This window comes from Streptomyces chartreusis (assembly GCF_008704715.1).
In the GTDB taxonomy this organism is placed as follows: Bacteria; Actinomycetota; Actinomycetes; order Streptomycetales; family Streptomycetaceae; genus Streptomyces; species Streptomyces chartreusis.
In genome coordinates this window covers 223,773-239,972 of record NZ_CP023689.1, presented here as the reverse complement: position 1 = coordinate 239,972, position 16,200 = coordinate 223,773, and the positions used below count along the sequence as shown (strand labels likewise).

The 16,200-nt window shown below is 68.8% G+C and carries 10 protein-coding genes; 2 read left to right on the top strand and 8 right to left on the bottom strand.

The genetic code is table 11. The features are described 5' to 3' along the window. Positions 1-1,245 carry a sugar ABC transporter substrate-binding protein gene (locus tag CP983_RS01005; RefSeq protein ID WP_107910780.1) on the bottom strand — a complete coding sequence of 415 codons (1,245 nt, stop codon included), beginning with the start codon at positions 1,243-1,245 and terminating at the stop codon, positions 1-3. A gap of 210 nt (positions 1,246-1,455) precedes the next feature. Beyond that, a complete protein-coding gene (locus CP983_RS01000; protein WP_150498137.1) occupies positions 1,456-2,532 on the bottom strand; it encodes a LacI family DNA-binding transcriptional regulator in 1,077 nt (358 codons plus the stop codon). A gap of 122 nt (positions 2,533-2,654) precedes the next feature. On the opposite strand from CP983_RS01000, the gene CP983_RS00995 reads away from it, so the two are divergent. Continuing rightward, entirely contained in the window at positions 2,655-4,784 is a 2,130-nt protein-coding gene (locus tag CP983_RS00995) for an amylo-alpha-1,6-glucosidase (RefSeq protein ID WP_150498136.1), read from the top strand. Positions 4,785-4,795: 11 nt separating this feature from the next. Here CP983_RS00995 and CP983_RS00990 read toward each other — a convergent pair whose 3' ends face one another. The 5 genes from CP983_RS00990 to CP983_RS00970 all read right to left on the bottom strand — a co-directional run bounded on the left by CP983_RS00990 (position 4,796) and on the right by CP983_RS00970 (position 13,795). Then, a complete protein-coding gene (locus CP983_RS00990; protein WP_150498135.1) occupies positions 4,796-7,777 on the bottom strand; it encodes a glycoside hydrolase family 2 TIM barrel-domain containing protein in 2,982 nt (993 codons plus the stop codon). An 85-nt stretch (positions 7,778-7,862) separates the two neighbouring features. Next, the gene (locus tag CP983_RS00985; RefSeq protein WP_150498134.1) at positions 7,863-10,595 is read right to left on the bottom strand and encodes a glycoside hydrolase family 38 N-terminal domain-containing protein; all 2,733 of its coding nucleotides are present in this window, start codon (positions 10,593-10,595) and stop codon (positions 7,863-7,865) included. Positions 10,596-10,660: 65 nt separating this feature from the next. Beyond that, positions 10,661-11,458, bottom strand: coding sequence for a carbohydrate ABC transporter permease (locus tag CP983_RS00980; RefSeq protein WP_229914699.1), 798 nt, complete (start codon positions 11,456-11,458; stop codon positions 10,661-10,663). Between the two features lie 56 nt (positions 11,459-11,514). Further along, positions 11,515-12,456, bottom strand: coding sequence for a carbohydrate ABC transporter permease (locus CP983_RS00975; RefSeq protein ID WP_150498132.1), 942 nt, complete (start codon positions 12,454-12,456; stop codon positions 11,515-11,517). 7 nt (positions 12,457-12,463) lie between these two features. Beyond that, complete coding sequence (locus tag CP983_RS00970) at positions 12,464-13,795, bottom strand: ABC transporter substrate-binding protein (RefSeq protein WP_189748395.1); 1,332 nt, start codon at positions 13,793-13,795, stop codon at positions 12,464-12,466. Between the two features lie 336 nt (positions 13,796-14,131). Between CP983_RS00970 and CP983_RS00965 the strand changes: the two genes are divergently transcribed. Further along, a complete protein-coding gene (locus CP983_RS00965) occupies positions 14,132-15,133 on the top strand; it encodes a LacI family DNA-binding transcriptional regulator (protein ID WP_125526301.1) in 1,002 nt (333 codons plus the stop codon). Positions 15,134-15,308: 175 nt separating this feature from the next. Here CP983_RS00965 and CP983_RS00960 read toward each other — a convergent pair whose 3' ends face one another. Next, positions 15,309-16,070, bottom strand: coding sequence for a maleylpyruvate isomerase family mycothiol-dependent enzyme (locus tag CP983_RS00960; protein ID WP_150498131.1), 762 nt, complete (start codon positions 16,068-16,070; stop codon positions 15,309-15,311). Positions 16,071-16,200: the final 130 nt, after the last annotated feature.

The following is a 16,200-nucleotide window of genomic DNA, read 5'->3' as shown; positions in this document are numbered from 1 at the left end:
TCATTCGCCCTTCGTGAGGGCCTGTTCGCCGTTGCGCTGGAGGTCGGCGAGGATCTTCTTCGGGTCGGCGGTGTTCAGCGCGGCGAGGTCGGTGTTGAACTGGGTGAGAACCTTGTCGAATCCGGCGATGGTCACCGGGCCCTGCGCGTAGGCACTGGCGTCGACCCACGCCTTGGCGGAAGGATTCTGCTTGGCGTACTCGGCCTGCGCGCTGGTGCGCGAGGGCATCACCCCGAAGGCGTCGGCGTTCTTCACCTGCTGCGCGCTGGTGGTGAGGTACTTGACCAGGTCGACGGCCGCTGCCTGGTGGGCGCTGTCCTTGGCCACGCCCCAGCACTGACTGAAGGCGAGCGTGCCCTTGCCGGACGGGCCGGCGGGCAGCGGGACCACCGTGTACTTCACGTCGGGGTAGTCGGCCTTCATGCCGCCGGTGAGCCAGTTGCCCTCGATGGTCATCGCGGCCTTGCCCTTGCCGAGGGCCTCGCCGCCCCAGTTGGCGTCGACCTGGTTGGCGTACTTCATGGAGCCGGACTTGAGCAGGGACCGCACGTACGCGAGCGCTTCGGCGTTCTGCGCGGAGTCGGCGGTCATCTTCGTCTGGTCGGCGTCGGTTATCCAGCCGCCTGCCTCCTTCATGAAGACGCCGACCCGCGCGTACTCGCCGTTGGTGACCAGCCCGGTGACCTTGCCGGAGGTCAGTTTCGCGGCGACCGCCTTCAACTGGGCCCAGGTCGTCGGATAGTCCCTGGCGGTCAGCCCGGCGCCCTTCCAGAGGTCCGTGTTGATCGCGAGGGCGAGAGTGGAGGTGTCCTTGGGCAGGCACACCAACTTCCCGTCGTACGTGAAGGAGGCGCGCAGCTGTTCGGAGAAGTCGTCGACGTCCTCGACCTGGTCGCCGTAGGCGTGCAGAGAGCCGCCCTTGGCGTAGTTGGCGAACTGGTCGGAGTTGACGTAGAAGGCGTCCGGCGGCTTGTGCCCGGCGAAGGACTGGGCAAGCTGCTGGTTGATGTCCTTGGCGACGTCCACGGTCACCGAGTTCCCGGACTCCTTCGAGTACGCCGCAGCCGCGTCCTTGACGGCCTTGGTCTCCGCGTCGCCGGAGCTGGCTATCAGCACGGTCAGATGCTGCTTGGTGCTGGAGTCCTGCTCTGTCTTCTTGCCGCTGTCGAAGCCCGACGAGCAGCCTGTGGCGGCCAGCAGTGCCGCGCAGGTGACGAGGGCGGCGGCGGCCGTACGGTTGACCATGGAAATCCTCCGAGGGTAGGGGTCTGGCGTGCGGCTCCACCGGTCGGCGCGCGGGCGCGGATCCGGGATGGGGGAGGAGTAAAGAAGATGGCCTTCGAGACCTCGAAGGCGAGGTCGTGCACGAGGGAGAGCCACCGGCTTCCGCTCGGCCCGGCAAGGGAGGATTGCGGCTGTTTGGCGGAAGCGGCCGCAACTGGACTGGGGCGGTTGCTAGTTGGCTAAGTCGGCCTCTGCCGCGTCACCGCCGCCTGGCGCACGAACGCTGTCGCGCACGATCAGCGACGGCTCCAGCAGCAGGCGCTCCGGCACCGCGTCGCGAGTGGCGATGCGCGCCAGGAGCAGCCGTACGCACTGCCGGCCGACCTCCTCCAGCGGCTGTGCGACGGAGGCCAGCGCGGGGAAAAGGATCCCGGCCGTCGGTGAGTCGTCGAAGCCGACGACGGAGACGTCCAGGCCGGGGGAGGCACCGCGCTCACGCAGCGTCTGATAGCAGCCGAGCGCCAGCATGTCGCTGGCTGCGATCACGGCGGTCACGCCCGCGTCCAGGAGCGGTTTCACGGCCGTGCGGGCGGCGTCGATGTCGTTCACGCTCTGCGCGCGTCGCCCGCGAGTCGCCAGCCCGTGCCGGTGCATCGCCCGCTGCCAGCCCTCGGCACGGTCGTCACCGGCGCCGGAAGAGCCGCGTTCCCAGCCCAGGAAGGCGATCTTGCGATGCCCGAGGGAGACCAGGTGCTCCACCGCGGCGTCCGTGCCCGCGGCGCCGTCGACGTCGACCCAGTCGCCGATCTGCCGTCCCGACCACATGCGGCCGAAGCCGACGAACGGCACGCCGCGCCTGGCGAGCCACGCCTGGCGCGGGTCGCCGCGCTCGGTGCCGCTGAGGACGAAGCCGTCGACCTCGTGCTGGTCGAGGAGTTCCTCGTACCCCGCGAGGGTCGGACCGCCGGGCGGGGAGGCGAACAGCAGGATCCGGTAACCCGCGTCGTCTGCGGCCTGCGACAAGGCGTGCAGGAACCGGTCCAGTACCGGTGAACTGGCCGGAGTGGGCTGGATGCCGTACCCGATCAGCTTGCTGGAGCGGGTACGCAGCGTCTGTGCCGCGCGGCTGGGCCGGTAGCCCATCTCGTCGATCACGCGGCGGACCCGCTCCAGGGTCTCGGGTCGCAGCATGTCTGGCGAGTTGATCGCGTTCGACACGGTTTGCGACGAGACCCCGGCCCGGCGGGCGACCATCGCAAGGGTCACCGGGCCACCCTTGGCCGAGGAACTGCTGCTGGAGCGGGGCATGCGACTCTCCGACTTGCAGAAGAGATACGGACTTCGTTTTAGCGTTCCAATATGCGTTGTGCTGGCTCTGACGACTGGCTTACTGTCGTTTTAACGATCCAACGCTGAGAGGTTCTACTCCCTTGGACTCCACTGTCAAGCCCCAGGACACGAACGGCGCCGTCACGGTCTCCCCCTCCGCGACCGGCGGCCTGCAGCCGTTCCTGCATGACACGGTCGTCACGCTGCACGCGCCCAGTCTCGTGATCTCGCGTGCGGACGGGCAGCTCAGCGCAGGTGCGGACGGCTTCTACCACGGTGACCGAAGGGCGCTGTCCCGACTGACCGTCATGGCCGAGGGCATCGCCCTGGCGCCGGTCCACGGCGGGCTGCAGGGCGCGGACCGCGCCGGGTTCCGGACGATCCTGCGCGGGCTCGGTGAGGTGACCGCGGACCCGGCCGTTGCCCTGCACCGCCGCCGTGCCACGGCCGACGGCCGCCTGGAGGAGGTCTTCGAAGTCACCAACTCGGGCAGTGAGCAGGTCCGCTTCCGGCTGACGGTGCGAGCCGGCACGGACCTCGCCACCATGGAGCAGGTCAAGTCGGGGCAGGAGGTCGAGGAGGCGCCGCCCGAGGTCCCGGCCGGCGAGACCATCGCCCTCTCCTGGTCCGCGGACGACTTCGAAGTACGCCTGGCCGCCGAGCCCGCGCCGGATGCAATCCAGGTGCCGTCGGGCGAGCTGTCGTACGACATCGACCTCAAGCCCGCCACCTCCTGGAGCGTGACGCTCAACTGCACGGCGGGGTACGTGGACGGCGACCAGTTCCCGGCGCCCCTCCAGGACCAACTGCCCTGGCGTGTCCCGGCCCTGCGCAGCGCGGACCGCCGCCTCGACCAGTGGCTGCAACAGTCCCTCGCCGACCTGGACCGACTGCGCCTGACGGACCGCCAGTCGCCCGCACCCGACCGGCCGGACCAGTTCCTGGCCGCCGGCGCGCCCTGGTTCCTCACCCTCTTCGGCCGCGACGCGATCTGGGCCGCCCGCATGCTCCTCCCGCTCGGCAGCGATCTCGCCGCCGGCACGCTGCGTACGCTGGCCCGCCGTCAGGGCGCCGTCACGGACCCGGCCACGGAGGAGCAGCCGGGCAAGATCCTCCACGAGGTGCGCCGCGACACCCTCCAGCTGGCGGACCGGCTGTCCCTCCCGCCGGTGTACTACGGCACAGTGGACGCCACCCCGCTGTGGATCACCCTGCTCCACGACGCCTGGCGCTGGGGCCTCGCCCCGGTCGAGGTGGAGGAGCTGCTGCCGCACGCCGAGGCGGCGCTGGCGTGGATGCGCGATGCGGCGGACGTAGGAGGCGACGGCTTCCTCAAGTACGTCGACCAGACCGGTCACGGGCTGTCCAACCAGGGCTGGAAGGACTCCGACGACTCCATCCGCTACCGCGACGGCGGTCGCGCCCACGCGCCGATCGCCCTGTGCGAGGTGCAGGCGTACGCCTACGAGGCCGCCCGGGCCGGGGCCGCGCTGCTGAGCGCGTTCGGGAGGCCGGGCGCGGACGCCTGGGAGGACTGGGCGGACCAGCTCGCCGTCCGCTTCCGCGAGCGCTTCTGGGTACGGGATGAGAGGGGCCCCTTCCCGGCGGTCGCGCTGGACGGCGACGGCAGGCCGGTCGACTCCGTCACCTCCGGCTTCGGCCACCTGCTCGGCACCGGGCTGCTCAACGCGGAGGAGAGCGCGTTGCTGGCCGCCCGTCTCACCGGCCCCGACCTCGACGCGGGACAGGGCCTGCGCACGCTGAGCAGCGACGCGGTGGGCTACAACCCCTACGGCTACCACGTCGGCTCGATCTGGCCGCACGACACCGCGATCGCCGTCCACGGCCTCGTCCGGGCGGGCTTCCCTGACGCCGCCGCATCCCTGGCGGACGGTCTGCTGGCGGCGTCGGCGGCATTCGATGCCCGCCTTCCCGAACTCTTCGCTGGCCACGGCACCGGCGCGGGTACGGCGCCCGCCCCCTACCCGGCGTCCTGCCGGCCCCAGGCATGGGCGGCCGCATCCTCGGTCCTCGTTCTCCGGGCGGCCCTGGGCCTGGACGCCGACGTCCCGGCCGGCACGCTCACCGTGGCCCCCACGTTCGCCCGGAACTACGGCCCGCTGACCCTCAACGGACTCCAGGTCACCGGGGACCGGCTGGACGTCACATTGACGGCGGACGGGTCGGTGAACGTCTCAGCACCGGACGGACTGTCGGTGACGACCGCCTGACGAGGCCGGTATCACCGACCGGAGCCTCCGAACCGGAGCCTGATCGTGCGTGCCTGTGGGCGGAGTGCGAACTCGGGCTGGACGTCGGGTCCGCAGGCGCGTGAGCCGAGGCCGTGCTGGGCCGCGTCGATGGTCAAGTGACTCGTCGTCGATTCGGGAAGCTCGAAGGCGTGGCGGGCCTTCGCGATCTGTTGGGGCGTATGGCGGCTCAAGGTGTAGCCCGGGAGGTGCCCGTTCAGGTCGGGCAATGCCTCCAGGCGCAGTACCTCGGCGTCGCCACTCGACAGGGTCAGCCGGCGCAGTCGGGAGCGGTGCCCGCTCTCCTGAGGACGGGCGTAGTCGACCGTGAGGTCCTCGATGGTGGAGGCGAACCGGCCCGTGCGTGCCGCGCGCAGACTGTCGGGGTAGGACTCGAGCGGGCCCAGACCGAACCACTCGGCGCCGTCGATGGGGGCGTTGCCGTCGGGCAGGTCGAAGCGGATCCCGATCCGCGGCCACACGGTGCGCCAGCCGCTGGACGGCTCGATCTCCACACGCAGTTCCAGTTCGCCTTCTTCGAGTGACCAGACGGACTCGACCATGACGAACGCTGCGGAGTTCGCCGCGGAGACCTTGTCGAGGGTGCGCAGGGCATCCGCGGCGTGTGACACCGACAGACGGCGGCTGGTCAGGCGGTCGAGTCCCTCGCTCCGCCACAACTCGGCATGGGAGACCTCGGGAATGCTGGCGTCGCTGCCCGCGACGCCGTCGGAGGCGCTTTCGTCGTTGTCGGTCGGCGCACGGAACAGCTCCAGCCGTGGGCCCGTCACGGCGCGGCCCGCGAGCCCGGCCAGGGATCCGTTGCGGAACTCCGCGATGCCGAGCGTGAGCGTTCCGTTGCCCGAATGCCAGTCCTTCCGCGGCCGGACAGCGGGGGCGGGACGGCGTACCGAGTAGTCGAGTTGGGCCGTTGCGACCAGGTGGCCCTCGGGTGCCCAGGCGGTTGCGGCTGCCAGCACCGTGTCGATCGTGAGCCATGTCTCGGCGTCGGGCGACACCGCGACGTGCGGCAGCCGGGCCCACCCTGACCCGCCCGCTGTGACGACGGGGACATCCAAGTCGCCGGAAGCCACCGGAGTTCCGTCGTGTTCGACGCGCCAGCGGAAGCGCAGGTCGGACGTGTCGGCCGAGTGCCGCAGATTGGAGATCGCGACTTTGTCGGCGTCGAAGGTGAAGCGGATCGGCTGGGTGACCGCCTTGTACTCGTGGAGGCTGGGTGTGGGGACGTCGTTGCTCAGCAGCATGCCGTCCATGACGAAGTTCCCGTCGTGCACGACTTCCGCGAAGTCACCGCCGTAGGCGTAGTACGGCGTCCCGTCCGGGGTTGCGGCCAGGATGCCGTGATCGCGCCACTCCCATACGAAGCCGCCGTGCAGTCGGGGATGCCGGTGCACGAGTGCTTCGTACTCGTCGAGGGCGCCCGGCCCGTTGCCCATGGCGTGTGCGTACTCGCACAGCAGGAACGGCTTGGTGCGCTGGCGGAGGCTCTGGGACGGGGTGCAGTTGAACAGGGTCGTCCGGGCTCCCTCGGCGCCGATCTCCTCGGTCTCCGCCACTGATGTGTACATGCGCGAGTAGATGTCGGTGTAGTCACCGGTGTAGTCGCCCTCGTAGTGCACTGGGCGTTCGGCGTCGCGTGCGTGCACCCAAGCCGACATGGCTGCGAGGTTGCCGCCCGTGCCTGCCTCGTTGCCGAGCGACCAGATCACGATGCTGGGATGGTTCTTGTCGCGTTCGACGGTTCGCTGGATGCGGTCAAGAAGGGCCTCGCGCCAGGCGGGGTCGTCGCTCGGATTGCCGGCCCAGCCGACCTTGTCGAAGCCGTGCGTCTCCAGGTCGCATTCGAGGATGACCCAGAATCCGAGTTCGTCGGCGAGGTCGAGAAGTCGGGGATGCGGTGGGTAGTGGCTGGTGCGTATCGCGTTTACGTTGAACCGCTTCATGCGAGCCAGGTCCTCGCGGGCGTGTTCCTCGTCGAAGACACGGCCGCGCTCGGGATGAGCCTCATGGCGGTTCACACCGTGGAACACGACACGGTGGCCGTTGACCAGGAACTGATCCCCGCGGATCTCGACCGTGCGGAAGCCCACGCGAAGCGCGATGCGTTCGGAGGCCGAAGACACCGTCGCGTCATACAGGCGGGGCTGCTCGGCCGACCATGGCTGCACGCCGCCAACGGAGAGGGGTTTTACGTCGGCTGCGGAACTCCACACCTGCTCGATGCCGAGTTCGGGAATGTGCAGGGTCAGGGGGAATGCCGCCGAGTCGGCGACGACTTCGGGGTCGAGACGCCCCTGCCCCTCGTCGAAACCGGTGCGCAGCCAGACGTCCTCGATGCCTCCGACCGGCCGGACGAGGAGGGTGACGTCGCGGAAGATGCCGGGGAGCCACCACTGGTCCTGGTCCTCGACATAGCTGGCCGCGGACCACTGGTGCACTCGTACCGCTACGACGTTGTCGCCCGGGCGGACGGCGGAGGTCACGTCGAATTCGTGGGCGAGTCGGCTGCCGCTGGCGCTGCCGATCTCCTCACCGTTCACCCACACCCTGAAGAGCGATTCGACCCCGTCGAACCGCAGCACGATCCGATCGGCCGCCGACCATTCCGCAGGCACATGGAAATGGCGGCGGTAGTCGCCGGTGGGATTCTCGTCCGGAACATGGGGAGGGTCGATCGGAAACGGGAACTGGATATTCGTGTAGATCGGCCGACCGTACGCTCCGTCACCCTGGAGCACCCAGTGGGACGGCACCGGGATGCTGTCCCACTGCTGGTCGTCGAAGCCCTCGGCGGCGAAGTCCTGTGCCACCGATGCCGTGGGGGACAGACGAAAGCGCCAGGACCCGTTCAGGGAGAGAGACGGGGCGTCGGAGTGCAGCCACGAGCGTGCCGGGCGCAGTGCGCCGCGCCCAGGGGCAATGTCCGAAACGAACGCGGAAAGCTCGGAAGTCAAGAGGTCACAACTTTCTTGAGAGCGTGGGGGATCAGGCGCGGGCGCTGCCGATTTCGGTTGGTCACCTGAGCACGACTTTCGTTGGTCACCTGAGCACGACGGTTCGGATTTCCCAGGGCCCGAGGTCGAGTTCGAGCGTGCCGGGCGCGGGCACCGGCTCGGAGATCGGCCTGCCGAGCAGGTCCACCGTGGTGGCCTCGGTGAACGCACCGGTCACGCGGACGGCCGACGCCGTGTCGCTCATCGCGGCCAAGCGCACCTCGGTTCCGGTAGTGCGCGTGTCGTCGGTGACGCGGCGGATCGACGAGACGTGCACGTCGCGGCCGTCGACCTGTAGGCCGTCGGCGCTGGGCGGCAGCGGGCTGGAGCTGGGTGCGGTCCCGCGGGTGACGAGTACGTCGTTGCGGAACTCCTCGGCCAGGGCGACCGCGTTCGCCCCCTGCCAGCCTGCTGCCGAGGGCACGATGGCGAAGCGGTTCTCGATCCGCATGCCGAGGTCCTGCGCCCCCGGAACGGGAATTTCGCTTGCCGCGGGTTCGTCGCGCAGAGGGTGGATGTTGACGCTGATCGAGCCGATGGCGCGTAGCAGGGTGATGGCGAGTTCGCTGCCGTCGTCGACGAGTTCGTACTCGCCGGTGTGGTCGAGCAGGACGGTGGCGGGGCCGGCCGAGACGAAGGAGCCGGCCGGGAACGTCGGGAGCGGGAACTCGCCCCAACCGCCCTCGGCGGTGAGCCCGCGCTCGGTGACGGCGAACTGCCCGGCGGACGCGGACATGGACACAGGCTGGGGGAGCGGCACGTGCAGGCGCAGCCGATGGTCGGCGCTCTGGTTCAGGAACGAGGTCGAGAGACGGACGAACGGCTCGCCCGCGCGTACTTCCACCAGCATGTCCACCGGGGTCCTGACGGTGTGGTCGTTGCGCTGATCGCGGTCGGAGGAGAGCGCGACGGGCCACTCGTAGACGCGGGTGACACGCATCCGGCACCGCAGTGGGCCGCTCTCGATGACCTGGACGGTGATCTGGATCGGCTCCGACACGAGGGCGTCCCGGGCCGGGGGAGCGTAGTTGTAGCTGTCACCGCGGTCGCCGCCGTCGACGAGGCGGCCGACCCCGGACAGTACGGTGCCGTCCATCCCGGTCAATTCCAGGGTGCCGTCGGCGGCCACCACGACCTTGACCAGCCCGTTGGCCAGCGTGTCGTCCCCGGCCGTCGCAGGCGCAGGAGGAGTTGCCGGGACGGTGGGCCGGTCGTCGGCCGTGACCCGGAAACTGGTCAGTCCGCCGGCAGGGACCTGTACAGGGACCAGTGCGGTTGCCCTGGCCTCCACAAGCGTCCGTACACGCCACTCACCCGGATGCGCGGCAGCGGCTGCGGCGATCTCGCGGCGCAGGATCAGCAGGTCGAACGGCCCGGTGGGGGCCTCGGTGAGGTGGAAGACGAGTGAGCCGGGGGTGAGGTCGTAATGGTCGATCAGGCGGCCGAACAGCTCGCGGCGGTGGATACGGCGCAGCACCCGCTCGAGCTGCGAGGCATCAAGTCGTTCGTCGCTGAGGACGGTCGGCGCCTGGGAGATCAGCTGTACGGGATGTGACGATCCGTCGGGGGCGGTCGAGACCAGCGCGGAATCCTCCGTGGGGACCCTGACATCGACCTCGACCAGAGCAGTTCGCTCCCAGGGCAGGGGATTGGCCACCAGGTAGCCGTCGCCCGGCACTTCGGCCGCGGGCTCGGCGAGGGCCGCGTCCCGAACGGCACGAGCGGCCTGTGCTGCTTCGGCGAGCCGCGCCGCGACCTGGTCGCAGGTCTCGTCGGTGCCCGATCCGACCACTGAATCATGCGCGGTCGACTCGATGATCTTGTGCCACGCGAGGGCGAGGAACGGCGAGTCGTCGCGACCGGACCACAGCGCGTTCATCCGCTCCGCATGGTCGATGGTGCGCTCGGCCACGGCCATCCGCTGCTTGAGCCCGAGCCGCACCGACAGCACGCCCGGCAGGATGTTGCCGCGCACATGGCTGCGCAGCTCGCCGGTGACGACTGCGGTCACCTCATCGCGTACATGCTTGCGGATGTACTCATCGAGCGTCGCGACGGTGATGGCGCGTTCCGTGCTGGATGCGTGCCGCAACCAGGACGCCAACTGCGGGTCGGGCGCGTTGTGGTCGGTGCCGGCCATGGCCAGCACCGGATCCCCGCCCCATCGTTCGGCGGTCATCTCGGCGTACTCGCCGAGGGCGTGGCGAATCCGGTCGGGCACCAGCAGGACATCGAGACCGTTGTCGTAGCCGTCGAAGAGGAACTCGGTGCGCACTTCGGAGCCGTCGGGCGCGCGCCAGCGGAAGGCGTGGCCGTCGACGGAACCGGGGACACCGCGCCACAGCGCCGCATGCTCGATCCCGGCACGCGCCAGGATCTGCGGCATCTGCGCGATGTGGCCGAACATGTCCGGGAGATAGCCGATGGACATCGCGCCGCCCAGTTCCGCCGCGGCTGCCCAGCCCATTTGCAGGTTGCGCACGATCGTCTCGCCGGAGCAGAGGAACTCGTCGAGGAGGATGAGCCACGGGCCGATGGCGATCCGGCCTTCGCGGACGAGAGCGACGAGGCGCTCACGGTTTTCCGGCCGCATCTCCAGGTAGTCCTCGATCGCGGCCATCTGCCCGTCGACGGTGAACCGGAAGGCCGGGTCGGCTTCGGCCGTCTCCAGCACGGTGTCCAGAGCGGTGACCAGCCGGTGGCGGAACACCTGGAACGGCTCGTACCACTCGCGGTCCCAGTGGAAATGGGGCACGAAGACGGCGGAGTTGTTGCGCATGGGGAGAGAGACCCTCTGACTCTTCTGTGCTGACGGGTGGGGGGCAGGCAGGGCGGGGCCGGCGGTCACTTGAGGGAGCCGGCGGCGAGCCCGGTGCGCCAGAACCGCTGGAGCAGGATGAACACGATGATCACGGGCACGATGGACACCAGCGATCCGGTGATCACGGACTGCTGCAGGAGCGGGGCTCGGGCGGTCTGGCCGTTCCACTGGTACAGGCCGAGCGTGATCGGGAACAGCGACTCCTTCTGCAGCATCACCATCGGCAGGAAGAAGTTGTTCCAGATGGCCACGAACTGGAACAGGAAGATGGTGACCAGGGCCGGTGTCATCAGCCTGAACGCCACGGAGAAGAACGTGCGGAACTCGCCCGCCCCGTCCAGGCGCGCCGATTCGATCAATTCCTGTGGGACGGCGGCGTTCGCGAAGATGCGCGCGAGATAGACACCGAACGGGCTGACGATGCTCGGCAGGAACACCGCGAGGTAGGTGTTGACGATGCCGGTCGCCGAGAACAGCAGGAAGAGCGGCAGGGCGAGTGCGGTGGTGGGCACGAGGACGCCGCCGAGGATGACGGAGAACAGGAACTCGCGGCCACGGAAGGAGAACTTGGCCAACGCGTAGCCGCACAGCGCGGAGACCAAAGTTCCCACGGCCGCGCCCAGGACCGCGTAGATGACGGTGTTGACGGCCCACCGGCCGAAGATGCCGTCGCTGCGGGTGAACAGGACGCGGATGTTGTCGAACAGGTTGAAGTGGGAGAAGACCAGCCCGTTGGTGGACGCGAGGTCCCCTTGCGGCTTTGTCGCCGCGACGATGAGGAAGTAGATCGGCAGCAGGAAGTAGACGGTCAGCAACAGCATCAGGGCCGTTACGGCGGTCCGGCTGACGCGGCTTTCACGGGTCACGGATGGGTTGCTCACAGCCCGGCCCTTTTCGAGGTCAGTCGCATGAACCCGAAGCTCAAGACGAAAGTGATGAGGGCGATGACCACGGAGATCGCCGCGGCCTGCTGGTAGTTGTTCCCGGAGGCCACCGCGTACGCGAGCATGTTCGGGGTGAACGTGCTCGAGATGTTCGAGGAGATCTGCCGCAGCACCGCCGGCTCGGCATAGAGCTGAAGGGTGCCGATGATCGAGAAGACGGTGGTCAGGACGATCGACGGGGCGATGATCGGCACCTTGATGCGCCAGGCGATGGTCCATTGGCTCGCACCGTCGATCTTCGCGGCCTCGTAGAGCTCCTGCGGGATCGCCTGGAGTGCCGCGTACATGATCAGCATGTTGTAGCCGGTCCACAGCCAGGTGGAGACGTTGGCCGCCGACCACAACACCGCCCCCGGGCCGAGGAAGTCGGGCTGCCAGCCGACGCTCGTCAGCAGATCGACGACCGGGCTGAGCTGCGGTGAGTACAGGTACGACCACATGATGGCTGCGATGACACCGGGCACGGCGTACGGCATGAACGCGGTGATGCGGAAGAACGCCTTGACCCGCAGCAGTGGAGTGTCCAGCAGCAGGGCCATGACCAGCGCGACGAACAGCATCACGGGCACCTGCACGATGCCGAATAGCCCGATGCGGCCGATGCTGGACCAGAACTCGGTGTTCTGGAACACCTGCGCGTACTGGTCGAGTCCGCCGAAGGCCGTGTACGAGGTGCCGTACTGGCCGCCGGTGCGGCGCACCACGCGGAAGCTCTGCCAGAGCGCGTAGCCGACGGGCACCACGTAGAACAGCAGGAACGGGAGGAAGAAGGGGGTCACGAACGCGGCGACGGTGCCCGCCCGGGGGCCGCCGCTTCGGCGGCGGCGCCCGGGCGACGACATCACGTGGGGCACGCGGGTTGAGATGTCGGTCATGCTGCGGTCACTTACCTGCCGTGGCCGGGATCGCCTGGTCCTTCATCGACTTCAACGCGGCGGCCTGAGCGGCCTCGAGTGCGTCGGTGAGCGTGCCGTCACCGGCCGTGGCCTTGGCCATCGCGTCCTGGAGGGCCAGGTTCACGGTCTTCTGGGTGGGACCCCACGCGAAAGTGGTGTCGATCTTCTTGGACGACTCCGCGAAGACGTCGAAGATCTTCTCGTTGTTGTAGTAGGGGACGCCTTCTGACAGCGCAGGGAGTTGCAGCCCGGCGTTGGCCGCCGGATAGAGGCCGCCCAGCTTGTTCTCCAGCGCGAGCGCTTCAGGGTCGGTGTTGAGCCAGGTGTTGAACTTGACGGACTCGTACAGGTGGCTGTTGCCCTTCATGAAGGCCACCGTCGATCCGCCCCAGTCACCGGACGCGCCATCCGCGCTCCACGTCGGCATGGGGACGATCGACCATTTGCCGGCCTGCTGGGGCAGGTTGTCGCGGAACATGCTGTAGCCCCAGGAGGCACCGACGTAGCTGGCGATCTGGTTCTTCTGGTACGCGGCGTACATCTGCGTCGACCCATGGGCCAGATCGGTGCGCACGAGGTTGTCGGAGACCAGCTTCTGCCAGTACTCCGTGACCTGCTTGCTCTGGTCCGACGCGACGGAGACGTGCCACTTGTCTCCGGAGTAGCTGTACATCTTGGCGCTGTTCTGCCAGAGGAGACCGTTGAACCACTCGGCGTTGTTGGGGTCGAAGAACGTGATGCTGATGTCCGGGTCCGCCTTGTGCAGCTTCTTCGCGGCGGCCGCGTACTCGTCCCAGGTCCTGGGGATCGGAAGGCCGTACTTCTTGAAGAGGTCGCTGCGCACATAGAGCGCCATCGGGCCGGTGTCCTGCGGGAAGGCGAACACGCCGGTGTCGCCGAAGCTGGTCTGCGACCAGGTCCACGGCACGAACTTCGACTTGGCGGCGCCTGCGGCCGAGCAGGCGGAGGCGTCCACGAAGGCGTTCTGTGTGCGCAGGCTGGGGAGTTGGTCGTAGCCGACCTGCGCCAGGTCAGGGGCCTTCCCCGCCTTCAGTGCGTTGCCGAGGGTGCCGTACTGGTCGTTGGATATGTTCTTCGTCTGAACCTGGATGTCCGGGTTGTTCTTGTTCCACAGGGCGACAACCTTGTCCATGCCCGGAACGGTGTTCCAGTACTGGAGGGTCACCTTGCCCTTCGCGGGGGTGCAGGAGCCTGCGGATGCCGTGTCCGAGTCGGCGGGCGACGAACAGCTGGCGAGGAGCGTGAGACTGAGAGCTGCGGCGGCTGCGAGGCTGGTGCGCATGACTGTGTTGCTCATGTTGTCCGTTCCAGAGAACGACTAGCTGCGGGTGCTAGGCGGGGTCGACGTTGACACCTCAGGCGGAGGTCTCCTGGTTGGAACTCAGTACCGTGAGCGGTAACGTGAGCGCTCACGGGAGCGATAACGAGAGCGGTACCGGGAGCGCTCACGGTAGTAGTGTTGTGAAGTGATTCGGAGTGTGCGCTTCGGTTCGGTCGAGTGTCAAGGCTCCCGACTCGCACACGGGGCGCCCGCGTCGAGCGCCTCGCCCGAGGGTCGCACCGTGGCTCCTGCCCCGGCATACTCGGTGCGCCTGCGACCGAGGCCGTCCCGACCACTACACGGAGGTAATTGATGGCGTCGTCGGAAACCGGCTCTCGCAGGGTGACGATCGATGACGTGGCGCGGATCGCCGGCGTGTCCCGGCAGACCGTGTCGCGTGCGCTCAACGACAAGGGCGAGATCGGCGCTGCCACCAAGCAGCGCGTTCTTGACGCGGCCCTGGAGCTCGGTTATCGGCCGAGCCGGTTCGCCCGAGGGCTCGTCCGCCAGGACGCGATCAGCGTCGGGCTCGTGATCCCCGATCTCCTCAACCCCTTCTTCACCGAGGTGGCCGCGGCCGCGTTGGACGCGGCACGGGCGCGCGGCTGGCACGTCGTCGTGTACGACACCGGGGACCGCATCGAGGAGGAGCGGGGCACGCTCGAGGTGATCGCCTCCCAGGTGGACGCCGTAGTGGGGTACCTGAGCCAGCCCGAGGACGAGATCGACAAGCTGACGCGGGGGCTCCCCGTGGTGCTCATCGACCGGGAGCACCGCACCGAACGGTTCAGCTCGATCCGGGTCGACGGAGAGGGAGGCGTCCACGCCGCGATCCGGCATCTGGTCGAGTCGGGCCACCAGCACATCGGAATGCTCGATCACGCGGGCCGGTCCGAGCCGAGCATCCGCCACGAGTGGTTCGTGAGCGCGATGTCCGCGTGCGGACTGGACGCCGGATCCGTCAGCCGGGCGGACCAGAGTGTCGAGGGCGGAGAGGGCGCGCTGAAGGACCTTCTCGCCCGGCACCCCGAAGTGACCGCCGTGTTCACGTTCAACGACATCATCGCCATCGGAGCACTGCGCGGCGCAAGGCGAATGGGACGGCAGGTCCCTGACGACCTCGCGGTGATCGGCTTCGACGGCCTCCGGCTCGGAGCACTCATCGAGCCGCCGCTGTCCACGGTCGCCCTGGACACGCGCGGGCTCGGCGCGCTCGCAGTGGAACAGACGGCGAGGCTGCTGAACACGAGTAGCCCGCTCAGCCGGGACGAACTGGTGATCAGGGCGGAACTCCGGCTGCGCGAGTCGGCGTAGCAGGTGCCGCACCACTGGCCTACCGCACCAGGCGTCGAGCCGACGTTGCAACGGGATACGGCGGGTCGCGCGGTCGGCTCGGCCGTACTGGTCGTCAGCTGCGCGGATGCGGAGCGGTTCGCGAGGTTCACCGATGCGGACGTCATCGAGGCCGTCCGCGGGTCGTTTCGACTGGCTACTCCTCGGGCTCCCAGGCGATCAGCTGCTCGAAGACCTGCTGGTCGCCCTCGGTCTTGAGGTCGCTCAGTGTGAGGCGGCCCCAGACGAAGAGGAGCAGCTGCTCGGCTGTGCCCGTGGCCGAAGCGGAGGCGGGTGCGGCGTCGGCCGTGAGGGGTGCGGGCCAGGCTCCGGTGTCGTCCAGCGTGAGGAGCCAGGAGCGGCCCTCGGTGGCGTGGTAGTGGATGGTGGCGGCCTCGTGCGGCCAGGCCGCCGGGGTGGAGTTGCAGGTGTCGAGGAACTCGGCCACGCCGTCGATCGCGACGTCCGCCGGCATCGGCTGTACGGCGCCTGCGGCGAGCTGGGCGTCGTAGGTGTGCACCAGCACCTCGTGCACCCGGCGCCGGGCAACGCCCCGGGCGTTCGCCGGCGACACACCGGCGCTCCACCACGTCCAGCACTCGCGCTCCGGGCCGGCCTCGCGCAGCGCGCTCAGCAGCAGTTCGTTCGACTCGGCGTACCAGGCCAGCAGCGCCGCGAGCTCACGCGGCGCCTGCGCGGCATCCTTGGCCGGCGGAGCCTCGGCCGGGCCTCCGGCGACGATGGCGGCCCACCAGCGCTGGCCCGTACCGAGGTGCTGCACCAGATCGAAAAGCGTCCACTCGGGGCAGGACGGCACCGGCGCGTCAAGGCCGGGCGCGGCGGCAACCGCACTCCGGAACGCGGCCGACCGCTCGTCGATCAGTTGCAGCAGCGCGGAAAACTCAAGACTCTCTGTCACATGGTTTGCCTATCACCCCAGCTCAACCGACCGCACCCCATATTCCAGGCCGTCAACGTCATCACCGATGCAGCAGGCAACCCGCTTGCCATCACGCTGACCGGTGGCAACCGCCACGTCGTAACCAGCT